We start from the raw sequence: 23,780 nt of genomic DNA, 5'->3' as shown, positions 1-23,780 counted from the left end.
GATGGCTCCTTTTTTGTGGGTATATAATACCAACTATTATTACCAGGTAACAAAAATAGTTGCTTCATAAAACAAACCTTGTTACGATTGTATTGTACGAGAATTCGAAAGAGTCAGATTAGAGGAGTTGAGCAAATGAAAGATTTACAATCGTTTGGCTGGTATGCAGCAAAGATCGCTCCAAAGCTGCCGAAAGAAGCCTTTAAGCCAGTCCCATCCCGGTTATGGGGAGGACTAGTCTATCTATTGATCGTAATCGCCGGTATTTTAGTTATCGGGTTATTAAATAATTTACACCCTTGGTTAGGGATTGGAATCGCAGTTATTCTAGGAACGTGTTTTGCGGGTATGGGCTTCTTAGGCCATGAGATCCTGCACGGTACAGTTATCCGAAAGCCTTGGCTTCGTGACTTTTTAGGAGCAGTAGCTTTCTGGCCGTTAAGTGTTGGACCTAAGCTCTGGCGTAAGTGGCACAACACGACACACCACGTTCACACACAGCATGATGGGAAAGACCCGGATGCGTGGCCAACATTAGAGAACTTGTCTCACAAACCATTGCTACAAAAAGTGTACAAGCTACCGATGTGGATGCGTTCGATCGTAAGCTTTGCTTTCTTGTCTGTTTCGTTTACGCTGCACGGACTTTTCATGTTCAAACGGTTTATTACAGAGTTCAAACCAAGTAAACGACCTTCAGTGTGGATTCAACTGCTATTGCCGTGGGCGATGTGGCTAGGATTGTTGGCGTGGCTAGGACCCGTTAAATGGTTCTTTGCGGTCTTGCTACCGTTATTGATCGCAAACGCAATTGTAATGAGCTATATTTCAACCAATCACCGCTTGAACCCAATGACAGACGTGAACGATCCGTTAGCGAACAGCTTAACGGTTACTGTTCCAAAATGGATCGACGTGATTCATTTTAACTTCTCTTACCATACGGAGCATCATTTGTTCCCTGGTATGAGTCCAAAATATTACCCGCTCGTGAAAAAGCACATTAAAGAAATGTGGCCAGAGCGCTATCACGAGATGCCGCACTGGAAAGCACTTGTTGCACTATGGAAGACACCGCACGTGTACTTTAATCAGACTCAGTTTGTAGATCCAGCACCCGGTAACCTGTATCCTTCACTTGGGCATGGGATGAATGAGACGGAAACTGTGGAAGAGAAGAAGCGGGAACGAAAACCAGTGAGCCGCACATCGAAAAGCATCCATTAATTTGGGTGTTTTTTGTTTGGTGCTTGTTTGATGCAGTGACTTTTGAGATTGGACAGATTAATTGCTGAATTGGACAGATTATAGGCAAGATTGGACAGATTATGGTCCCAATCGGACAGATTATACTCAAGATTGGACAGATTCATTACTCAATCGGACAGATTTCTATTTCTGAAGGTCATTTAGAGAGCTTAAATCATACGTTCTCCCTCTTGTTACACCTGTATAAGGCAATTTCATAGATACTAAGAGCTTGGATGCTACCGAAATAGAAGAAAGCTTCAGAAAATCACGTGCTTGCTGGTTGGTTATCGTAGTTTGGATGAAGAGGGAGTAATCTTTGAGCGCTTTTATGTGAGGATTCCTGCTAGTATGTGAACAATGCGGACAATTCCAGGTTCGATAGCCTTTTTTCATCCCAAAACCCAAACACCCCTCACACTGCACCCCTTTAATAATCATTTCCTTACTAATTCTATACCGCTCCATTACATCGACATCCCGTGGGGTGTGTTCCTTGATTAACCGGCGAGTAATCTTGTTCATTACATCTCCAGCAACAATCACATGCTGTTTATACTTTCGTTGAAGTTGACGGATTCGGTCTAGCAGTTGGACGCTATGAATCACTTTTTTCGATATGCGGCTAGACTCATCGTTCGTTTTCAAGACAGATTGAGAATGAGTCATAACGACGAGAGCCTCGATCGGAACGGAAGGGAATTTGTTCTTACTCAGCCAATGCTCAAGCTGGTATTTTTGGCGTTCAACTTGTGCGATAGGATCTTGAAAGGGTTCTTCTATACCGTTTTTTGTGCGTATTAGTTGATTGAAGGTATGATCGAAGAAAAGGTTTCCGGAGATGTTCTTCACTTCAATAATAAGCATGTACGTAGGATTAAGAATGAGCGTGTCGATTTGGAAAAAAGTAGATTCATGGGGAATTCGAAGGTCGTGCAGAACGTGGCATTCTTTCTGGTTCGGAAGCATGTTCAAAAAATAGTTGATAGAGTCTTCACCGCGAAAACCGGCCGTCATCTTGCCGATTTCTAATTCAAGATTCTGTTTGACAAGATCATCCTCTAAACGGTTCATCAAGAGCTGAAGCTTGTTCATATAGATGGGCTTCAACCTTATCTTTTTTATCATAGCATCACTCCTCAATTTAAAATTCTTCTTATCACACAAAAAGTCCTTTAAAACGCTATAGGATTGATCGAAGGATTGGTAGAATAGAGGGTGAGTGATTTGCTGCTGAAGGAGAAGAAATGATGAAAAAAGAACTAAACTGTGATAGCTGTTTGATGCCGATTAAAGAGAGGGAAGAGCTGCGTACGGTATGGGCCTTTTTTAAGTTGCGACCGTATCATAGATCGTGTTATGAAAATTCCTTACGAGGGGCGGGTCTTGTAGGAACTCAGCCGATCAATGGATTTTCAGGAAATTTAACAGCGCTTGTTGCGTTTGTTTTAGCGTGGTTACCGTTATTCACGAATTTATCGCCTGTTTTAACAATCGTGGGTACATTGATTGTACTTCTGCGACTGTATTCCTTTATTCGGTTTGAAAAAAGGTTATCACATTAAAAAAGCGTGCTCTCCCTAATCGGATAGCACGCTTTTGTTTGTTAAGCTTTCACGCGATATACGCGCGCTTCATAAGGTTGTAATGTTACGCTTGATACATCCTCATGATGTACAACTTCTTTGTTCGCTAACAATAGATCATTAGCGTTCAATTTCAAAGCCGTTTCGAACTTCGCTTCAGTCTTAGAAAGGTTCGTGATCACAACGATCTTTTCCTCTCCAAGTGTGCGTGTGTACGCATAGATCTGTTCATCTTCTTCAAGAATCAGATCATACACACCGTACGTGAAGACTTCGTTCTTTTTCTTTAATGCGATCATTTTCTTATAAAAACTTAAGATCGAATGCTCGTCTTGTTCTTGTTTCTCGACGTTGATCTCTGCAAAATTTGGATTTACTTTCATCCAAGGTGTTCCAGTTGTGAATCCAGCGTTCACATCGCTGCTCCATTGCATTGGAGTACGGCTGTTGTCACGAGAAGATGCCCAGATCACAGACATGATGTCTTCATGCGCGACGCCTTCTTCGCGCTTGATGCGGTAACGGTTTTTGTCAGCTACATCGTCATAGTCTTCGATCGAGTCAAACTGTACGTTCGTCATACCGATCTCTTGACCTTGGTAGATGAACGGTGTTCCTTGCATCAAGAAGTACATTGCACCAAAGCTCGTTGCACTTTCATACCAAAACTCGTCATCATTGCCCCAAGTGGAAACAACACGAGGTTTGTCATGATTTTCGATGAACAATGCGTTCCAGCCTTCTTTTTCAAGGCCCTTCTGCCAGCGTGTTAATACTTTTTTTAGTTCAACGATATCCACTTCTGGATTTGTTTCTGCATCCCAAAGGCCAAGGTGTTCGAATTGGAAGATCATGTCCATCTTTCCGTTTTCTTTTCCTACCCAAAGGTCCGCTTCGTCAATCTTAACGCCGTTCGCTTCACCAACCGTCATTACATCATAGTTCGCATATGTGCGGTCTTTGAATTCTTGTAAAAACGTGTGAATTCCTTTTTGGTTCATATGCATGTCAAAGGAAGACACATATTTTTCGTTCTTAGGGTTCGGCATGTCAGGGAAGCCGTCACGCTTTTTAATGTGACTGATCGCATCGATACGGAAACCATCGATTCCTTTATCCAACCACCAGTTGACCGTGTCATAAAGAGCTTCACGAACTTCAGGGTTTTCCCAGTTCACATCTGGTTGTTTGGTTGAGAAAACATGGAGGTAGTATTGATCTGTTTTTTCATCATATTGCCAAGCTGATCCGGAGAAAATACTTTCCCAGTTGTTTGGCTCTTTCCCATCTTTACCGTCTCTCCAAATGTACCAATCACGCTTCGGATTGTCTTTTGATGAACGAGACTCGATGAACCATTGGTGCTCGTCACTCGTATGGTTAAGAACAAGGTCGATGATTAGCTTCATATCACGCTTATGAACTTCCTCCATAAGGAGATCGAAGTCTTCCATCGTTCCAAAGTCGTCCATGATATCTTGATAATCGGAAATGTCATATCCGTTATCATCATTTGGTGACTTATACATCGGGCAGATCCAGATCACGTCGATGCCAAGGTCTTTAATATAATCTAAGCGTTGAATGATCCCTTTTAGATCGCCGATTCCGTCTCCATTAGAATCTTGGAAGCTGCGAGGGTAAATTTGATAGCCAACGGCTTCTTTCCACCAAACTTTTTCCATAATGTTACCTCCATGTTTTCTCTTTAACAACACGCCAGGGGATACCGCATAAACGGCTCCCCATGGTTTGTTTAGATTTAAATATTTTCCGTACTCCTCGTTGCTGTTGAGGGAGTTGATCTCCGTTTCAGGTGCTTCGCTTTACGCGGGGCAGGCGGTGAGCCACATTAGGACGTTTCACTTATAAGTGTCTCACCTGCCCGCCTGTCCCGCAGGAGTCTCGCACCTTCCACTGCAATCAACTTATCTAAGAAGCTGATTAAGAAACAAAACCATAAAAAGCGAATTCTTTAAATCTTTATCGTAACAGCAACACCTGCATGATCGGAGACCACCGGTGTTTCTTTGCCGTTAAAACGCACAGATGATTGAAGCACGTCAACAGGCTTGCTGCTTAAGATATAATCGATCCTGCGTCCAGCTTCGTTATCGTCCCAACCGGCAATAGATCCGATGATCGTGAGGCCGTCATCTTTTTCTGAAGCAAGTTCGTACGTGTCGTAAAGGCCTTTTTCTTTTACATAATCAAAACCTTCGCCACAAACGTTCGCATCGTTGTTTAAGTCACCCATGATAAAAGAAAGACCTTCTTCAGGAATGTACTGCATCAAACGATCGAACTGACCTTTGAACGGTTCGATGTCATCTTCCCACCAGCCGAAGTGCCCGGAGAAGAATTGAATGTCTTGTCCTTCATAAGAGATCGTTGCTTTTACGATTTTACGTGTTTTCCAGTTATGCATATCTTGTAGATCTGAAACAAAAAAGCTTTCATGCGACGCAATTGGATGGCGGCTTATGATCGCCAAACCTTCTTCGTACGTTACATAGCCATAGTGCGCCATATCCCATACAAAGTCATAATCTTCAACGCCAAGTTTTCTCACTAGCTCTAAAAGAACAAGGGCATAATTATCTTTTTTGATGTTGTCTTTTACAAGAGGAGCGTCGATCGACTGCATAACCTCTTGAAGCGCGATAACATCATAACGCTCACTCGCGATATCGCGAGCAAGCATCTCTAATTTTTCCATCTGGTTCTCTTCTTGCCAAGCATGAACGTTTAACGTTAATAGCTTCATGAATTACATCCCCAAACGATCTTGAATATCAGATTTTAATACGTCAGCTTTTGGTCCGTAAATCGCTTGAACACCTTTATCTTTAATGATTAGACCAAGTGCGCCGTTTTCTTTCCATTCTTTTTCCGTACCAACACCCGTTGTGTCTTTAACCGTTACACGAAGGCGAGTCATACAAGCGTCAACGTCTTCAATGTTGTCAGCTCCACCTAAAAGCGTGATGATCGCTGAAGCTTGAGAGTTGTCTGAGCCTGTTGCTGCTTCGTTATTAGCAGGTGCAGCATCACTTTCTGTTGTTTCGATATAGTTACCTGCACGACCTGGAGTAGGCAGGTTGAACTTTTTGATCAATACATAGAAGATCGAGAAGTTTAATCCAAAGAATACGATACACGTTAGAGCAAAGTTGATTAAATCACGTGTTAATCCTGCTTTTACAAGCAATGGTGTACGAGTTAACAATTCGATAAAACCGAATGCGTGAACACGTACGTGGATAAGATCCGCTACCGCGAACGCAAGTCCAGTCGTGATCGCGTACACAACATAAAGAAGTGGGGCAGCAAACATGAACATGAATTCGATCGGCTCCGTTACACCTGTTAAGAATACAGCGAGTGCTGCAGATAAGAACATAGACTTGTACTTTTTACGTTTGTCTTTATCAACGTTCATGTACATCGCAAGAGCGATCGCTACAAGAGATGCCGTTGAAAGAACAACTTGTCCCATTTTAAAACGAGCTGGTACTACATCATTTAAAAGTGCTTGATACGCTTTTGTATCTCCAGCAGCTAAGAAGTTGTTAAGATCGTTGATCCAAGCCAACCATAGTGGATCTTGTCCAGCTACAGAAGATCCTGCTCCTGAACCAGTCATGATTTGATACGTTCCGCCGAGCTCCGTATAGTTGATCGGCACCGTTAACATGTGGTGAAGACCAAATGGTAACAATAGTCGCTCTAGCGTACCGAACACGAATGGCGCGATAACTGGAGCCGTGTTGCGAGATGTTGCGATCCATTTTCCAAAGTCATTCAGTAGTGATTGAATAAACGGCCAAATTAATGCTAGTAATAATGCTGTAACCACAGACCATAAAATAACAGCGAATGGTACAAAGCGCTTTCCGTTAAAGAATGCTAATGCATTTGGAAGCTTGTTGTAGTTGTAGTACTTGTTAAACAGAACAGCACCTAGGAAACCGGAAATGATTCCGACGAATACTCCCATGTTTAGTGCTGGAGCGCCAAGGATTGAAGTGAAATAATCACCAACAACGAGCTCGCTGCCAAAAAGTGATTTTACTTTCGCACCTTCTTCAAGCATCATCGCGCTGTTCACGCCGAAGATTGCTCCTGTAATACGGTTGATCAAGATGAACGCAATTACGGCTGCGAATGCACCGCCAGCACGTTCCTTCGCCCAAGATCCCCCGATAGCTACCGCAAATAAGATATGCAGATTTGTAATAATCGCCCACCCGATGTCTTCCATAACACGAGCAATCGTTTGCACTAATGTCATGTCGCCACCGAACATAGCAATAACTTTACCTAGTGATATCATCAAACCGGCAGCCGGCATAACCGCTACTACTACAAGAAGCGCTTTACCTAGCTTTTGCCAGAAATCAAATGAAATGAGTTTTCCACGTTGTTTCAAAACGATTTCCTCCTTAAAGTATATATCTTTCGTTGTCTTTTTGAAATCGCATTCAATAGATTGCGAAAAAAAGTTGAATCGCTTACATATTTGTATATGCATGTTGGTGCAATCGTTTGCATTAGTGATTGTAAAATAAAACGGTTTCATTTACAAGTAATATTTCTTAAAAAGTAAGTAAAAAAGTTTTCCAGGTGGTTTGTAAGGCTTTTTCGTAAGATAGCACAGAGTAATTTATTCTTTATAAAATTAAGCAAAGTGGCAGGTTAATTCGAAAATTGGAAGAATGAGATATATAAAAAAACGAAGCAAGGAGAGAAGGATATGAGTAATTCGTTTATTGAACAAGTACATTATATAAGAATTCCTGTAAAAGATTTAGAACGATCAGCACAATGGTATAGAGATGTATTAGGGCTCCAGTTATTAAATAGTACAGAGGAACTGGCAATTATAAAAGTAAATGAAGGACCTTTCTTACTTATCTTAGTTCCTACCGAAGATGAAACATTTGCTCATTTTACTATTAATAATGAACAAGAATTTAGCATTGGCTTTACGAGTCCCGAATTATCAAAATTTCATCAACACTTAATTGATAATCAAGTTAAGGTCGAGGATATCAAAGAAGATAATGGTCATGCATTTTTTCACTTTTATGATCCAAATGGCAATAAGTTTCAAGTACACTGGTAGGATTACAATAAATAAACGCCAGTATTGCAATGTATTAAAGGGGCTTGATCACAGTCATTCCATGTTAGAATGGCTTTTTTTTTATACCTCATTTAAGAAGTTGGGGAAAAAGTTATTTGCCCGTTACCTCTTCCTGTCATCCGAATTTAACATTTTTTCATCGTTAACATTTCATGAATGCCTCTTTATAAGAATAAAGAACTATGAATATTTACTCATTTATCATTCTGTGTATTTTTTATAGAGGTATCAACTATGGTCTATTGAATATTAAGTCTGGTGAAATAATTCAATAAAAGTTATTGAATAAAAATTCATTAGTCAGTATAATTATTTTGTTTTTGGGATTGAGGAAGGGGAGAAACAACATGTTAAAAAAACATTGGGTAGCTGGTGTCATGAGTTTAAGTTTGCTGACATCGATGCCATTTGCTGTAACAGCAGAATCACCTCAAAAAAAGTGGACAAATGTTAATAGTTTTGAAGAGGCTGATGGAAGTCCGTTTAACTCTGAGCATTATGACTTTGTTAAGTATTCAAAGATTGGTTCGGTCTTAAAGAAGATTGATAGAGAAAGTAAACGAGTAACCCTTGAACAAACAGGGGTTTCATCTAAAGGATATCCGATGTATGTGGTCACAATCTCCAATACAGGTGATAAAGGAAAGTATGGACATTATAAGAAACTGCGAAAGGAAATGTTCAAAAACCCTCAAAAAGCTCAAGATTGGATCGCCGAAAATCCTGATTTTAAAGTACCAGTGATGATCAATGGATCTATCCATGGTACTGAATACATAGGCTCTGATGCTGTCCTTCAGCTGATCGATCGTTTTGCAAAAGATAATGATGAAGAAACAAAAGAGATTCTAGACAGCAACATACTCATATTTAATGTGGTTGCGAACCCTGATGGTCGTGTTGACGGAACTCGCTTTAATGGAAACGGTATAGATCTGAACCGTGACTTTATCACTCTTTCGCAAGAGGAAACGAAACAAACCGTTGATCTGATCACAGAGTGGAATCCGATGGTCTTCTTAGATCTTCACGGCTATGTGAACAGTGACGACGGAAAACCAGGGTTAATTGAACCATGTACGCCGCCTCATAATCCGAACTATGAATATGATCTGTTTTCTAAATGGGCTTTAGATCAAGCGAAAGCGATGGAAGCAGAGATCGTTGGAAATAAAGCAAACTATGAAACAGATCTCTATAAAAATATGACGGGTACATACATTCCGCAGCGTGACGATAGTTTTGGTTGGGACGATTATCCGCCAATCTTCACACCAATGTATGCGATGTATCATGGGGCATACGGTTACACGTTGGAAGCACCGACAAACAATTGGGATGGTGTGAGATGGGCCAACGATGCTGTGATGGGAGCATTGAAGTTTGCTGTTCAAAATAAACAAGGAATGCTTACAGATCAAATTGAGATCTTTGAACGTGGCATCAATTTTGATCACCCTTACCATGAAGAAGGATTTTTCCCGAATGCCTATGTTCTACCTGTAAATGAAAAGGATCCGACGGTTACAGAAAAAGCGGTGAACCATCTTCTTGAAAATGATATTTCTGTAGAAAAAGCAGTCAAGCCTTTTTCGGCTAACGGACAAGCTTATCCAGCGGGCACGTACATCGTTGATATGAGCCAAGCCAAAGCAGGTCTTGCAAACACGATGTTATGGGATGGCGAGGATATTACGAACGATACGCCAGCGATGTATGACATATCAGCCTGGAGTCTACCAGAATTGTGGGGCTTTGAAGCGATTGAAGTAGATGAAAAAGTGAATGCGAAAACAAAGCCTGTTAGAGAGGCCGAATATGATGGGTCTATTCAAGGGAAAGGGCCATACGTAATTTCCAACAGTTCGGTCCAAGCGGTGAAACTAGTGAACGACCTTATGAAAAAAGGTGAGCGTGTATATAAAGACGATGCAGGTAATTTTTATATCGAAAACCTTTCATCAAGAAATAAGAAGCTCGTGAAAGAATCAGGAATTAAGCTACAAACTGCAAAACTGCCAGCTCAAAAAGAAAAGCTTTCAACACTAAAAGTAGCTGTTTTAAAAGATGGCGGCATGAATAAAGCACAAAGTCATGCGGGTACAAAGCTCGCATTAGAACGACTCGGTTTCTCGGTAAAAGAAGTGACGCCAAAAGAAGTTGCAGAGAAGGGGCTATCTCAATACGATGCGTTCCTATATGCCGGCACTGACGCATTGCTGCAATACGAGAATGTGAGAGAAGCGAATAAGCCGTTCGTGATCGGCAGCAAGCAGGCGTATGACAGTTTCAAAACCAACGTACAAACATTTATCGATAATGGCGGGAAATATATCTCCGTTGGCGCTGGTGGTGCTAAAGCTTCAAGTCAGCTCGGATTAACAACGATAAAAGTAAACACGGGCGGCTCGAACAGCAATGGAATCGTAAAAGTAGACTATGAAAAAGATGAAGTAACAGCTGGCTATAAAAAGGATGATCTCGGATTTGTCTATCGACCAGTGTGGTTTACAGAGTTAGGAAACTCAAAATCGGTCGCAACGTTAGGAGACGGCGACTTCTTTGTAGCAGGCCACTGGAAGAACAATCAACTTGCGGCTGGGCAGTCCGTCATTGTAGAAGAGGCGCAAAAAGATATAACGTTGATCGGACTCGAAGCAGGATTCCGTGATCATACTGATTATCTGTTCCGCTTATTGTCCAACACGCTTTATCAGTAATAGAGCCTTTCTCGTTGACAACCAGATAAGCACTGCATTACTTTTATAGGGAAAGTTTACCCTGTTTAATAGGACCTGAAGAGCATTGAACTTGTTTCTTGCTCTTTGGTCTTTCTTTGTATCAGTTAATAAGTATCTAAAAGATTGTTTTTGGGTTATTTTTATACCTCATTGATAAGTTGATTGGAGTGCAAGGTGCGAGACTCCTGCGGGACAGGTAGGCAGGTGAGACACTTAAGAGTGAAACGTACAAATGTGGCTCACCGCCTGCCCCGCGGAAAGCGAGCAACCTGGAACGGAAATCAACCACCTTCAAGTACAACACGAAAAATGCCCAAATAAAGCTGAAATGTTTTAAAGCATTCAGACAGGTGTAAATTATAAAAGTAAAGCAAACTGAAAGGTGAGTGAAAAATAATGTTCAATAAACTATTTGGAAAAAAAGAAGTTAAAAAAGAAGAAACACTAATCGCTCCATTAACAGGAAAAATCGTAAACATTGAAGAAGTGCCAGATCCGACGTTCGCTCAGAAGATGATGGGCGATGGGATTGCGATAGAACCAACAGAAGGTGTTGTTGTCTCTCCAGTAGATGGAGAAATCGTTCAGTTCTTCCACACGAAGCATGCGATCGGCATCCAATCAGAAGCTGGAGCAGAAATCCTTATCCATGTTGGTCTTGAGACAGTTAGCATGAACGGTGAAGGTTTCGAAGGACATGTGAACGTAGGAGATAAAGTAAAAGCGGGAGACAAGCTTTTAAGCTTTGACCTGGATTTGATTAAGGAAAAAGCGGCTAGCACGGTAACGCCGATCGTGATCACAAATGGTGATGCGGTTGAATCTTTAGATAAGCGTGCAGCATCTGAAGCAACAAAAGGCGAAACTTCATTATTGCAGGTTAAAATGAAATAAATCAGGAAATCAGGCTAACCATGCCTGATTTTTTTCCAATAAAAAGGGGGAGGCTACGATGAAAAAAGGCGTAATTTCTTTAGGAGAAGCACTTGTTGATTTTATTCCAACGGATGAAACGAACACGACTTACCAAAAAAGTCCTGGTGGAGCACCTGCCAATGTAGCTGTTGGGGTTGCGCGATTAGGATCAGCATCTACTTTTTTAGGAAAAGTGGGAGATGATGTGCTAGGATCGTTCATGATTGATACATTAAAGAGTTATGGCGTGAACGCGTTTCATGTGTACAAGACGGAAGAAGTGCGAACAGGAGCCGTTTTTGTGACGCTCGATCCAAACGGTGAAAGATCGTTCGACTTTTATATTAATCCGAGCGCAGACCGATTCTTAGAAGAAAAAGATGTACAGCCTAGTCTCTTTAAAGAACATAAAATTCTTCATTTTGGTTCGATCTCGTTGATTGGCGAGCCTTCTAAGAGTGCTACTGAAAAAGCGGTAAGACTCGCAAAAGAGAACGGCATGTGGGTGTCGTACGATCCAAACTTGCGGTTATCGCTCTGGAAGACGCCTGCACAAGCTCGTGAGACGATTCTTTCCATGCTGCAGCACGCAGACATCGTCAAGATCTCAGAAGAAGAGCTCGAATTCATCACAGGCTTAAAAAAGGTCGAAGAAGGCATTAAAGTGTTGCAAGAATATGATATTCCCTTACTCTTCATCACACTTGGCGATGATGGAAGTTACGTGGTGACGAAAGAGGGCGGCGAGTACATTCCGGCAAAACGTGTATCTTCGGTAGATACAACCGGAGCAGGTGACGCTTATGTTGCGGGTGTTCTTCATCAACTAAATGAATACGATGGCTCACTCCAAGACCTAACACTCGATGAAGCAAGTGACATGGCACTATTCGGAAGCGTATCTGGAGCACTTGCTGTTTCTGTTAAAGGAGCGATGACCGCACTGCCTACTTTAGAGCAAATTGAGAATGAACTTGCACAAAATAAACAATAACTGCATATAATAGGAAAATATTTTGACTAATGTTTTTGTTTTTTGGTAATATTATTTTATTATAAAAGATGATATGCAGCTGTGAAGGATGAATAGTAGCTAAATGTACACTCTTTTTAGCGAGCTGGGGATGGTGAGAGCCCGGTAAGAGACATTAGTGAAACGGCAATCCGGAGTTGCTTTTTGAAAAGAGGATTCGTTTTTACATACGGATCAACTAGGGTGGAACCGCGGGAGATACAACTCTCGTCCCTGGGCATAGCGCCTTGGGACGGGAGTTTTTTATTTTTTAAAAAACGGCCGACCCATAAGGCAAAACCTAAATGGGAGGAATAAAAATGACAAAAAACATGGAAACCATCACAAATCATGCGAAACACCGCGGTTTTGTATTTCCAGGATCTGAAATCTACGGAGGTCTTGCGAACACGTGGGATTATGGCCCGCTAGGTGTTGAGCTTAAAAACAACGTGAAAAAAGCATGGTGGAAAAAATTCGTTCAAGAATCACCTTACAACGTAGGTCTTGATGCAGCCATCCTCATGAACCCTCGTACGTGGGAAGCATCTGGTCACATCGGTAACTTTAACGACCCGATGATGGACTGTAAGAACTGTAAAGCGCGCCACCGTGCAGATAAACTAATCGAAGATGCTGCTGAGCAAGCTGGAAAAGAAATTATCGTTGACGGACTTCCGTTCGAAAAGATGGAAGAGTTAGTAAAAGAGTACAATATCGCTTGTCCTGAGTGTGGAAGCCATGACTTCACAAGCATCCGCCAGTTCAACTTGATGTTCAAAACACACCAAGGTGTAACAGAATCAAGTTCAAACGAAATTTACATGCGTCCGGAAACAGCGCAAGGAATCTTCGTTAACTTTAAAAATGTTCAACGCACGATGCGTAAAAAATTGCCGTTCGGTATCGCACAGGTCGGTAAGAGTTTCCGTAACGAGATTACACCAGGTAACTTCACGTTCCGTACACGTGAGTTCGAACAGATGGAGCTTGAGTTCTTCTGTAAGCCTGGAAGCGAGATCGAGTGGTTCAACTATTGGAAAGATACAGCTGAAAAATGGTTGAAATCATTAGGTATGACTTCAGAAAACCTTCGTCTCCGCGACCATAACGAAGATGAGCTTTCTCACTACTCTAATGCGACGACTGACTTTGAGTATAAATTCCCGTTCGGTTGGGGTGAGCTTTGGGGTGTTGCGTCTCGTACAGACTTCGATTTGAAGCGTCACATGGAATTCTCAGGTGAAGACTTCAACTATATCGACCAAGAAACAAACGAGCGTTATGTTCCTTATTGCATCGAGCCTTCTCTAGGTGCTGACCGAGTAACGTTGGCGTTCTTGATTGATGCGTATGAAGATGAGCAGCTTGAAGATGGTACTTCAAGAACCGTTATGCACTTGCACCCTGCATTAGCTCCTTATAAAGCAGCGATCCTGCCGCTATCTAAGAAGCTATCTGAAGAAGCAACAGAAGTATTCAGCACACTTGCGAAAGACTTCAATGTGGACTATGACGAAACAGGATCAATCGGTAAACGTTACCGTCGTCAAGATGAAGTAGGTACGCCTTTCTGTATCACGTATGACTTTGATTCCAAAGAAGACGGCATGGTAACCGTACGTGACCGTGACACGATGGAGCAAACGCGTGTGAAGATTGCAGATCTTAAGAGCTTTATTGAGGAAAAAGTTCAGTTTTAATTCTTTAAAAGAAGCTAGGGATATCCTTCAAAAGGCATCAATGAAAAGTTGATTGGAGTGTAAGGTGCGAGACTCCTGGGGGATCAGCGGGACAGGTGAGACACCTAAGGGCACAAAGTGCCGGGGTGGCTCACCGCACGCCCCCCGGAAAACGAGTACCTGAAACGGAAATCAACCTCTTTCAAAATTTTTATATTTAGCACACATTTGCGACTTGCGATGTGTGCTTCTGTTTTTTCTGTGGCGTTTATTCTACAATAGAGTATGAGAGATTAATTTATAGCCCTCGGGCTTTTATTGGAGGTATATACATGAACGAAGGACGTATTCAAAAGGTACAAAACTGGCTAAAGCAAGAAGGGCATACTTTCGCGTTCATTCACACGACTGCAAACGTGTTTTATCTATCAGGATTGTATTCGGATCCGCATGAACGTGTGTTAGGTGTGGCTGTACTTGCAGAAGGAGAGCCGTTCATGATCTGTCCAGGCATGGAGCGTTCGCAAGCGAAAGACGCAGGCTGGACGTATGAGATTGTTGGATACAGCGATTCTGAAGATCCTTGGACGAAGGTGCAGGATGCGTTGGCTAACCGTGGGGTGACTGCAGCGTCATCGATTGCAGTTGAAAAAGAAACACTTCCATACGCGCGTGGCGAAAAGCTACTTGGTATGTTTGATGGTGCGAGCTTGGTCGGAGCTGAAGAGTTGATGAACGAGCTTCGTCTCATAAAAGAAGAGAGCGAGTTAAAGACGTTGCGTGAAGCGGCTAGACTTGCAGACTATGGAGTTGAAGTAGGAGTTGCGGCACTTCGTGAGGGTGTAACAGAGATGGAAGTACTCGCGAAGATCGAATACGAACTGAAGCAAAAAGGCATCAGCGCGATGTCGTTTTCTACAATGGTATTATTCGGTGAAAAAGCGGGACAGCCTCACGGCAAGCCAGGATTAAGAAAGCTTCAGCACGGCGATTTTGTTTTATTCGATCTTGGTGTAGTCCTAGACGGTTATTGTTCTGACATCACGCGTACAGTAGCGTTTGGTGATCTAGATGAAAAGCGCCGCGAAATCTATGATACTGTGCTGCAGGCACAATTGAAGGCGTTAGAAGCTTCTAAGCCTGGAACGCGTATTGGTGACCTTGATGTAATCGCGCGCAACCACATCACGGAAGCAGGATACGGCGACAACTTCCCGCATCGTATCGGACACGGACTTGGAATCGATGTTCATGAATTCCCATCTGTGAGTGACAACAATGATGGCGTGCTTCGCGAAGGAATGACGTATACGATCGAACCAGGCATCTATATTGATGATGTTGGCGGCGTACGTATTGAGGATGACGTCTATGTAACGGCAAATGGGCATGAAACATTGACGAAATATCCAAAAGAGCTGCAGATTATTAAATAAAAGTAGTTAAATCATGAAGGATGGCCCTTGTTGGAGCCATCCTTTACTAATTATTGGATAAAGAAGCAGCCAGAGGAGGTGTTCAGAGGTGCAATCCTAAAGTTTTGTCTTTGAATCCACAAAATTGGACGTTCAATCCACAAGTTTTGTTCTGCAATCCACATATTTGAGACATTTATCCACGAGTCTACAAACTTAGACAATTATCGACAAACGGATATCCGTATCACCTCTAAGTTTTTATAATGGTAAGTTCAATCTGCTTCTTTTTATGTTCATCCCAAACGCGTTGAATCTCAAATGTACCTTCTTCAAAAAACAACGGAAACCTTTCTTTAAACCAACCTTGCATGGGAAGATTTAATGCTTCATTTAGCGAGACCCAAACCAATTCGCCTTCTGGTGGATCTAACAAAAGTTCACCTGCAAAAGTATCCGTCCAATAGTTGAACACCATATATCTCACATTTTTTTGAGGATTTACATATTCATCGATTCCTTTAAACACTAAATTTGAGACACGTAATCCAGTTTCTTCTTCAACTTCTCTACAAGCCCCGTCTACTAAGCTTTCAGGGAAATCTATTTTACCTCCAGGAGCTAAAAAACCTGGGAAGCCACGGCTGTCTGGCCGCTTAATTAATAAAACATGATGTCCGTTTTGAACCATGCACATCGTATATAGTCGGTGTTCAATTATAGTCACTCTTAGTCCTCCAAAAATAATATTTTACTTATTTTAACATATACTTTATAATAATGATTGATTAACCAATCATCCATAAAAAGGAGGTTATTCAATTGCCTTTATCACATAAACAAATGATAGCGATGGAACAAAAGCGTGAAAAAATTCTAGAGCAGGCGATCCTGTTGTTTGCAGAGCAAGGGTATGAAAGCACGACGATTGCGAAGGTAGCAAAAGCTGCAGGTGTTAGTTTTGGAAGTGTATTTACATACTTTGAAAATAAGGATCAGCTTTTTTATCATGCGGTTACTGAGCCTTTAGAAAAACAATACAGAGAAGCGATGTTAGATTTTAATCCGGATGCTGAAGATCTTTTGACTGAGATTAAGAGCATGATAGACAAACATATTACTATATTTATCGAGATGCGTACCTATCTGCAGCTGGTCGTGCAAGTAATCGGCCAGCACACGAAATTTCCTGAACCGTTTAAAGTTCTGGACGAATTTAGTCTAGAGTTTATTTTAAAACTTCAAGAAATCATACGAAATGGTCAAAAAAGCGGAATCTTAGAAGAATCTGATGAAGACTTAACAGCAACAGCATATCTCGGCTTTCTATTAGGAATTCGATTAACGTTTACAGACTATGCGGTATCACGGGTTAGAGAAAAGTTTAAGATTCCAGCATTTCAACTGTTATATCCGAAACGCTAAAATGTGTTTCGGTTACTTTTTATCTTAATAATGATTGATTAATCAATCATAAAAGGAGAGATAAACATGAATTTCTTTACCTTTCATCGCAACATTCAGCTAAGGCTTGTGCTCCAATTTATTACAACATTTGCTTCTTCAGCCGTAATCCCATTTCTAGCAATCTTTTTTTCTGATCAGGTAGGGGCGTTTTCAACGGGTTTGATGTATATCGGTGTTATTCTATCTGGAATAACAGGAGCGTTGATTGGTGGGAGGCGTTCGGATCAATTCGGTAGAAAGAGAATTATTTTACTAAGTGAGAGCATGATCGGCCTCGGTTACTTGATTGCTGGAGCTCTCAATCTGTTCTTTCCTCTTTCTCCATATGTGAACTTCGTCCTGTTCATCGTTATTCTTTTTTTTACAGGTATGGCTGGCCCTGCGTATGGTGCAATCATTATTGATTCAAGTACGAAGGAAAACAGAAAAGCCATTTATACGATTTCCTATTGGCTTGGGAATTTAGCGGTTGCTGCAGGGGGAATAACAGGGGCTATACTTTTTAAAACGTATCCCTATGAACTGTTCTTAGGAATCGCGTTGGTTACCTTTTTCACGTGGGTGGTGACATGGTTATGGCTTGTAGATGTAAGGTTGCCGAGCGCTATGACTCAGGATACTAACGTAACAAAAAGCTTGAAGGGAAACTATAAAGAGATTTTTTTGAACCAAAAATTCATTCTTTTTACGGTGGCAGGGTTGTTTCTTATCTCGTTGGAAGAGAGCTTGACCACATATATCGGTATAAAACTTGTAAGCGATATGAAGGACCCGGTTGTCTTACTGCCTTTCACATCATTATTTGAAGTAGATGGATTTCAGTTGATCGGTTTACTAAAAGCAGAGAACACCATCTTAGTTGTTGTCTTGAGTTTAGTTATAGCTACTATGGTAAAGCGTTTTAAAGACCGCCACTTAATGCTCGGAGGGGGATTTGCTTACGCTTTAGGTTTTGTTGTGATCAGCTATAGCACGAGTCCTATTGTTTTAATCACAGCGATGTTTATTGCGTCTGTCGGTGAACTGATTCATATTCCAGCTAAACAAGCTTATGTCGCTTCGATCATACCGGATGATGCTCGCGGCTCTTACATGGCGATCTACGGCTTATCGTTTCATCTGTCTGGAATGATTGCCGCACTATTCGTTATGCTGAGCGGATTCCTTTCAGCCAATACGATCACCTTGCTGTTTAGTTTGATGGGTCTTACAAGTTTATGGATCTATCATGTTTTGTTTCGATCCGAAGTGCAAGAAGAAACGAAAGGTGTTAAAAGTACAGCATAAAAAAAGAAGCAGAAAATTCCCTGCTTCTTTTAAAGAGATTATTCTTAGTTAGGCAACACATAAAACATCATGAGAAAATGCATCACACTGCCAGCTAGAACAAACAGGTGCCAGACCGCGTGGTGAAACGGAAAGCTGCGCCATACATAAAAGATACTGCCTAGCGTATAGATGATTCCGCCTGCAACTAAGAGCTGTATGCCTGCTGGTGGCATGTTTGCTGAAATATCTTGAAAGGCAAAGGTGATCAGCCATCCCATCGCTACATAACCTAATGTTGATAACACAACGAATTTTTTCGTAAAAAAGACTTTGAACACGACGCCAAAGATTGCGAGTCCCCAAACGACTCCAAATAATGTCCAGCCCAGTGCTCCTCCTACGACAATCAGCACGATTGGGGTATACGTTCCTGCAATAAAGAGATAGATGGCAGCGTGATCCATGATCTCAAATAAATCCTTAACCCGTCCTTTAGGAAAAGCGTGTACGAGGGTCGAAGCTGAATAGAGCGTCAGCATCGTTCCTCCGAATACGGCGAAGCTAACAATATGAACCGCTGTTCCTTTCCATACGGCAAACACGAGCAGAATGGAAGTAACCGCTACACTAAGAAGGACACCGAGTCCGTGTGTGATGGCATTTGCTATCTCTTCGGGTTTTGAAAATACATGTGTACTCATTTCGTTCACCTTCCTTTACGTTATGGTCAGTATATCAGAAAATGGCTTCCTTTAACCAATTAAAGAACATTAAAAATTGTAAATTCATTTAGGGATATGAAGGTAGTTGATTTCCGCTCCAGGTTGCTCGCTTTCCATGGGGCGAACGGTGAGCCCCTTGCCACTACGCGCCCTTAAGTTAAGGGTCTCACCTGGCCGCTTCAAGGTTGCATCCTTGCTCCTGCGTCTACATGTTAATGCTTTTGTAGTGAGCTTCCTCGTCGCATGCCTTGCAGGTAAGCTTTTCATGTGGCAGGCAGGCAACCTTCCGCTACAATCAACTTGCATTGAAGGGAGGAATTAGAAAAAAATTCTTCAAGCGAAAGTGGACTTTTGTAAAAAGATTGTTGCTTGTCTCCTCTGCCAGTTGATTGGAGTGAAAGATGCGAGACTCCTGCGGGACAGGTAGGCAAGTGAGACACTTATGCGGATACGTACGAATGTGGCTCACCGACTGCCCCGCGGAAAGCGAGTATCTGCAACGGAAAGCAACTACTTTCAAAAGCAACAATGAATACACAATGATTACGAAAACTACTCTAAGAATAAATCTCTAAAAAGAAGGAATCCTTCTCAAAAGTGATGAAATAGATAGGATTACAGACTTAATAGATAAAGAGAGGGTCACGATTATGGAGGTCACGCGTTATTCGTCTATAACAGCTTTTTATAAGGAAGTTGAGGAATTCCTGCTGTGTCAGGAAGATCGGGCAGGAATCATGCTTGGCAACTGCCTGCGTTTTCAAGACAAAGTATGGGATGGGGAGCAGCCTTTCCTTGCTACCGTTAAACAGAATGGAAAGATCATGCTATCAGCCATGCTGATTCCGCCTTACGCTTTATTACTTTTAGAAAAAGAGGAATCAGATGGTGTTGCGGCTGTCCCGCATTTGGTTCGTTATTTGCTCCAAGAAGACTATTATGTGCAAAAAGTCATGTCGCCGAAAGCTATTGGAAAGGCGTTTGCTCAAGAGTGGACGACGGCTCATCATCTAGAAGAAAAATTGCTGATGGATCTGCGTCTTTACACACTTCCTTCTGTTATCCAGCCTGCAGCCCGACCTGGACGTTTGAGGATGGCCACAAAAGCTGACTTATCCTTCTTACCTCGCTGGATCGTAGAGATGACAGAAGAGACAAAACAGATTATGACGATGGCAGAAGCGGAAGAGTATGCAAAAGTGCGGGTGGAGAGCAAGTTTCTTTTTATATGGGAAGAGGATGGGAAGCCGGTTTCAATGGCTGCTAAGACAAGGCCGAATGTAAAAGGTGTCTCCATCAATTTGGTCTATACGCCAAAGAACCTTAGAGGTAAAGGGTATGCGAGCGCTTGTGTGGCTGCATTAAGCGATCACCTGTTGAGTGAAGGATTTACGTTCTGCACGCTTTATACGGATCTCTCAAATCCTACTTCTAATAAAATCTATCAAGATATCGGTTATGAACCAGTATGTGATTATATTGAACTGAAATTTAACGAAAAAAGAACAGAGCGACCGGCTTGATTACCGGTAAGCTTTGTTCTGATTCTTCATTTGTATATAGTTTGTTATGTATTTTCGTGCACCGCCTAACGTGTCTTTCGGAAGCTGATCATGTTTAAAATATTGAAAATCATGTGATTCATTGAGATCGATTGATAGTTCGCCACTTACAGAATGAGCCGTATATACAGCGGTTACGGCATACAGTTCATCACCGTTTGCATTTTTAATATAATGATCTTGGCCAGAATAGACATGAAGCTGGGTCAAGCCTTCAACATCAAGTCCTGTTTCTTCTTTTACTTCACGAATCGCCGTTTCTTCAAAACTTTCACCAAGTTCCATCAGACCACCGGGCAGTCCCCAACCGCCATCGGTACGATTTTGTAATAATATTTCATCCTTTTCATTCACAATAATAACAACAGAGCCAGGTAGGATGAGTGGTGCGGTTCCTACATATTTCCGAAGATCTTCATAGTAAGCCATCAAATCGCTCCTTCCTAACCAACATTTTACAGAAAACATGTTAATAATTCATCTAAAAGTGGAACACTGAATAAAAAGATCGAGGGGAGTTTTGGAATGGAAGCCTTCGCTAGACCCCGTGTGGTGGTAAGTAAGTGTCTTGAATTTGAAGCATGCCGATACAATGGTGATGTGATATATAACGATGTGATTAAAAAACTGATGGATTATGTAGACTTTGTTCCAGTATGTCCAGAAGTAGAAATCGGACTTGGTACGCCACGAGAAACGATTCGTATTGTGAAAAAGGGTGAAGATCATTTTCTTCTTCAGCCATCAACGCAGCGTGATGTAACGACGGAGATGCGTACGTTTTCAGATGGTTATCTGGCTGGAATCATTGATACAGACGGGTTTATCCTGAAGACGCGTTCTCCTTCTTGTGGTTTAAAAGAAGTGAAGGTGTATGCCTCTACTGAAAAAGGACCTGCCATCGGGCATTCGAGCGGGTTATTTGGAGGAAGGGTCGCGGAGCTTTATTCACACTTAGCGATTGAAGAAGAAGGACGGTTAAATAATTTTACGATTCGTGATCGTTTTTATACGAAGCTTTTTACGCTCGCTGCCTTTCGAAACATTCTGCCGCAGGGACTCCAAGCGATTAAAGGCTTCCATCAGAAAAATCAGTTTCTGTTTATGGCCTATAGCAATCCAACGCTAAAAGTGATGAACCGTATCTTGAAAAAAGAGCAGGAAAATGGCGAAGAACGAACGATACAACTGTATGCTAAAGCCATGAACAAGTTGTTTAATCGTACGGCAAGGAGTGACTCTAACCGTAAAGTGGCCAATGAGATCTTCAAACGGTTTCAGCCGCATCTATCTCCAAAAGAAATCGCGTTTTTTGAAGAGCTTCTTCAGAAGTATGCGAACAAAAAAGAACCGTTTTCAAGCGTAGCTACGATTTTAAAGTCGCATGCGATACGCTTTGAAGACAGTGAGATTCTCGGTCAGACGTTCTTTGCACCATACCCTGAAATTCTGCTTGAGATCTCAGACTCAGGCAAGGGACGAGATTATTAACACGAGTGCGTACAATAATGGGATGGTAAAACAGGAAAGAAGCGTACTCAGCATAACACCTGCTGCCGCAAAAGAGGCATCCTCTCCATAACGCTCTGCATACATGGAGATGGTTGGAGCGGAGGGCATCCCGGCAGTTAGAACGGCAACTGCTATTAATGGAAGAGGCAACGAAAAGAAAACAAAAGGAAGTAATAGAAACGGAAAAAGCAGCAGCTTGTAAAAACTCGCTAGCCATAAGTGTGAACTTTTAAAAAAGCTCATTAAATGCTGTAACGGTAAAGCTCCCAAAAGAACGCCGATCAACAACATCGAAAGTGGAACAGTAGGTTTTCCTAGCATTTCTAAAGTGTTGGATAAAGCACTAGGAAGGGTTCCTGGCAGGAGCATGAAGATTAAGCCTACGAGTGTGGAAATCACACCCGGATTTAAAAAGACGCTTCGCCAAGGCAGAGTCTCGGAATGACGAGCAAATAAATAGATGCCGTATGTCCAAATCCACAAGAGATAAACAAAGTTAAAGAATGTAGCAAACAGCACTCCTGTTTTTCCGAATAATATAAAACAGACCGCAATGCCTAGAAAACCTTGATTTCCAAAAATCATGATTCCTTCTAAGGCATTTTTCTGTGTGTCTATGATCTTCAATCTCCTAATCGTCCACCAAGAAAAGAGGGAGGAAATAAGTAATACGAATATAGACATTACGGACAGCCAACCGAACTGTTTTAAATTTTCGATGGAAAAGGAAACATCCATTCCGAAGATGATCAATGCAGGTAACGTTACATTCAATAAAAGTGCTGAAATTGTGCGTTCACAGCCAGATGGCAAGATCTCTTTCTTTCGAAGGATATAACCGAGTAGAGCAATGCTGTACAATAGGGTTAATTCTTGCATAAAAGGAGCAAGTTTCATTTCTTTCAGCCTCCTTACTACAAGCATATGGAGGATGTGTAGATAAAGTGATACAAACGAAGTTAGGAGGATGATTCATGCTGATGGCAAAAGGCGAGATTCTTTTCAGGCAAGGAGAAGAAGGGCCATTGTTTCGGTTAGATAACGGTTTATTAAAAATTGTTCGTGTTCATGAGGATGGAAGCCAAGTCTTGCTTAATTTGATTGTTCCAGGCGAAGTGATTCCGCACCATTCATTAACGAGTCCAAATGAGTATAACGGAACAGCGATCGCCCTATTACCTAGTGAGATCACGCGGATCGAACCCCAGCAATGGTATCGATCACTTGAAGAGGATCCTTACAAGTACAAAGAAGTGGCACTAATGCTAGAAACGAAACTAAGGATGATGCAGCAGCGCATCAATCAGATGTCTACTTTGACACCAGAAGGTAAGATCAGAAAGCTTCAAAACTGGTTTGCGAATTATTTTCCTGATATTCAGATTGAAAAAGTGCTGACTCAAGAAGAAATCGGACAGTTTGTTGGCTTAAGACGAGAGACGGTCAACCGGGCACTTAAGAAGATTTAATGAAATGTCAAAGATTTTACATACATATGAA

Annotated in this window: 21 protein-coding genes; 13 read left to right on the top strand and 8 right to left on the bottom strand. The window is 41.8% G+C overall.

The features are described from left to right. The first annotated feature begins 135 nt into the window (after window positions 1–135). Entirely contained in the window at window positions 136–1,227 is a 1,092-nt protein-coding gene (locus IHV09_RS17620; RefSeq protein ID WP_197132913.1) for a fatty acid desaturase family protein, read from the top strand. A gap of 165 nt (window positions 1,228–1,392) precedes the next feature. Here IHV09_RS17620 and IHV09_RS17615 read toward each other — a convergent pair whose 3' ends face one another. Then, window positions 1,393–2,376, bottom strand: a complete 984-nt coding sequence (locus IHV09_RS17615) for a nuclease-related domain-containing protein (protein WP_197265090.1) — start codon at window positions 2,374–2,376, stop codon at window positions 1,393–1,395. A gap of 122 nt (window positions 2,377–2,498) precedes the next feature. Between IHV09_RS17615 and IHV09_RS17610 the strand changes: the two genes are divergently transcribed. Continuing rightward, on the top strand, window positions 2,499–2,813 hold the full coding sequence (locus IHV09_RS17610) for a hypothetical protein (RefSeq protein ID WP_197132919.1): 315 nt from the start codon (window positions 2,499–2,501) through the stop codon (window positions 2,811–2,813). Between the two features lie 41 nt (window positions 2,814–2,854). On the opposite strand, the gene IHV09_RS17605 is transcribed toward IHV09_RS17610, so the two are convergent. From IHV09_RS17605 to IHV09_RS17595, 3 genes are all read right to left on the bottom strand, one after another. Continuing rightward, entirely contained in the window at window positions 2,855–4,519 is a 1,665-nt protein-coding gene (locus tag IHV09_RS17605) for a glycoside hydrolase family 13 protein (RefSeq protein WP_197132922.1), read from the bottom strand. Window positions 4,520–4,809: 290 nt separating this feature from the next. Then, window positions 4,810–5,601 (bottom strand): endonuclease/exonuclease/phosphatase family protein, encoded by a 792-nt coding sequence (locus IHV09_RS17600; RefSeq protein WP_197265089.1) that lies wholly within the window; start codon window positions 5,599–5,601, stop codon window positions 4,810–4,812. Between the two features lie 3 nt (window positions 5,602–5,604). Further along, the gene (locus IHV09_RS17595; protein ID WP_231618384.1) at window positions 5,605–7,266 is read right to left on the bottom strand and encodes a PTS transporter subunit IIBC; all 1,662 of its coding nucleotides are present in this window, start codon (window positions 7,264–7,266) and stop codon (window positions 5,605–5,607) included. A gap of 324 nt (window positions 7,267–7,590) precedes the next feature. Here IHV09_RS17595 and IHV09_RS17590 point away from each other — a divergent pair, with 324 nt between their 5' ends. From IHV09_RS17590 to IHV09_RS17565, 6 genes are all read left to right on the top strand, one after another. Next, window positions 7,591–7,962, top strand: a complete 372-nt coding sequence (locus IHV09_RS17590; RefSeq protein WP_197195392.1) for a VOC family protein — start codon at window positions 7,591–7,593, stop codon at window positions 7,960–7,962. 368 nt (window positions 7,963–8,330) lie between these two features. Beyond that, on the top strand, window positions 8,331–10,703 hold the full coding sequence (locus IHV09_RS17585) for a M14 family zinc carboxypeptidase (protein WP_197265087.1): 2,373 nt from the start codon (window positions 8,331–8,333) through the stop codon (window positions 10,701–10,703). 417 nt (window positions 10,704–11,120) lie between these two features. Continuing rightward, the gene (locus IHV09_RS17580; protein ID WP_197132936.1) at window positions 11,121–11,618 is read left to right on the top strand and encodes a PTS sugar transporter subunit IIA; all 498 of its coding nucleotides are present in this window, start codon (window positions 11,121–11,123) and stop codon (window positions 11,616–11,618) included. A 58-nt stretch (window positions 11,619–11,676) separates the two neighbouring features. After that, the gene (locus IHV09_RS17575; RefSeq protein ID WP_197132938.1) at window positions 11,677–12,633 is read left to right on the top strand and encodes an aminoimidazole riboside kinase; all 957 of its coding nucleotides are present in this window, start codon (window positions 11,677–11,679) and stop codon (window positions 12,631–12,633) included. 338 nt (window positions 12,634–12,971) lie between these two features. After that, the gene (locus IHV09_RS17570) at window positions 12,972–14,354 is read left to right on the top strand and encodes a glycine--tRNA ligase (RefSeq protein ID WP_197265086.1); all 1,383 of its coding nucleotides are present in this window, start codon (window positions 12,972–12,974) and stop codon (window positions 14,352–14,354) included. A gap of 311 nt (window positions 14,355–14,665) precedes the next feature. Further along, window positions 14,666–15,769: a M24 family metallopeptidase gene (locus IHV09_RS17565; protein WP_197265085.1), complete on the top strand. Its 1,104-nt coding sequence runs from the start codon at window positions 14,666–14,668 to the stop codon at window positions 15,767–15,769. Window positions 15,770–16,001: 232 nt separating this feature from the next. On the opposite strand, the gene IHV09_RS17560 is transcribed toward IHV09_RS17565, so the two are convergent. Continuing rightward, window positions 16,002–16,445 (bottom strand): 8-oxo-dGTP diphosphatase, encoded by a 444-nt coding sequence (locus tag IHV09_RS17560; protein ID WP_197265134.1) that lies wholly within the window; start codon window positions 16,443–16,445, stop codon window positions 16,002–16,004. Window positions 16,446–16,570: 125 nt separating this feature from the next. On the opposite strand from IHV09_RS17560, the gene IHV09_RS17555 reads away from it, so the two are divergent. Both IHV09_RS17555 and IHV09_RS17550 read left to right on the top strand, forming a co-directional pair. After that, window positions 16,571–17,173, top strand: coding sequence for a TetR/AcrR family transcriptional regulator (locus IHV09_RS17555; protein ID WP_197265084.1), 603 nt, complete (start codon window positions 16,571–16,573; stop codon window positions 17,171–17,173). Window positions 17,174–17,239: 66 nt separating this feature from the next. Next, entirely contained in the window at window positions 17,240–18,502 is a 1,263-nt protein-coding gene (locus tag IHV09_RS17550; protein WP_197265083.1) for an MFS transporter, read from the top strand. A 44-nt stretch (window positions 18,503–18,546) separates the two neighbouring features. Here IHV09_RS17550 and trhA read toward each other — a convergent pair whose 3' ends face one another. Further along, complete coding sequence (trhA, locus tag IHV09_RS17545; RefSeq protein WP_197265082.1) at window positions 18,547–19,185, bottom strand: PAQR family membrane homeostasis protein TrhA; 639 nt, start codon at window positions 19,183–19,185, stop codon at window positions 18,547–18,549. A 671-nt stretch (window positions 19,186–19,856) separates the two neighbouring features. On the opposite strand from trhA, the gene IHV09_RS17540 reads away from it, so the two are divergent. Further along, window positions 19,857–20,729, top strand: a complete 873-nt coding sequence (locus IHV09_RS17540) for a GNAT family N-acetyltransferase (protein ID WP_197265081.1) — start codon at window positions 19,857–19,859, stop codon at window positions 20,727–20,729. On the opposite strand, the gene IHV09_RS17535 is transcribed toward IHV09_RS17540, so the two are convergent. After that, window positions 20,730–21,197 carry an NUDIX hydrolase gene (locus IHV09_RS17535; protein ID WP_197265080.1) on the bottom strand — a complete coding sequence of 156 codons (468 nt, stop codon included), beginning with the start codon at window positions 21,195–21,197 and terminating at the stop codon, window positions 20,730–20,732. It lies immediately after the preceding gene. Window positions 21,198–21,293: 96 nt separating this feature from the next. Between IHV09_RS17535 and IHV09_RS17530 the strand changes: the two genes are divergently transcribed. Then, window positions 21,294–22,259, top strand: a complete 966-nt coding sequence (locus tag IHV09_RS17530) for a YbgA family protein (RefSeq protein WP_197265079.1) — start codon at window positions 21,294–21,296, stop codon at window positions 22,257–22,259. Here IHV09_RS17530 and IHV09_RS17525 read toward each other — a convergent pair. Continuing rightward, window positions 22,236–23,177 carry an AEC family transporter gene (locus tag IHV09_RS17525; protein ID WP_197265078.1) on the bottom strand — a complete coding sequence of 314 codons (942 nt, stop codon included), beginning with the start codon at window positions 23,175–23,177 and terminating at the stop codon, window positions 22,236–22,238. The genes IHV09_RS17530 and IHV09_RS17525 overlap by 24 nt on opposite strands. Before the next feature lie 77 nt (window positions 23,178–23,254). Between IHV09_RS17525 and IHV09_RS17520 the strand changes: the two genes are divergently transcribed. After that, a complete protein-coding gene (locus IHV09_RS17520; RefSeq protein ID WP_197190244.1) occupies window positions 23,255–23,749 on the top strand; it encodes a Crp/Fnr family transcriptional regulator in 495 nt (164 codons plus the stop codon). Window positions 23,750–23,780 lie beyond the last annotated feature (31 nt).

Source organism: Fictibacillus sp. 23RED33 (assembly GCF_015903925.1).
Lineage (GTDB): Bacteria > Bacillota > Bacilli > Bacillales > Fictibacillaceae > Fictibacillus > Fictibacillus phosphorivorans.
The sequence above is the reverse complement of the archived record's forward strand: the minus strand, read 5'-3'. Positions and strand labels throughout refer to the sequence as shown.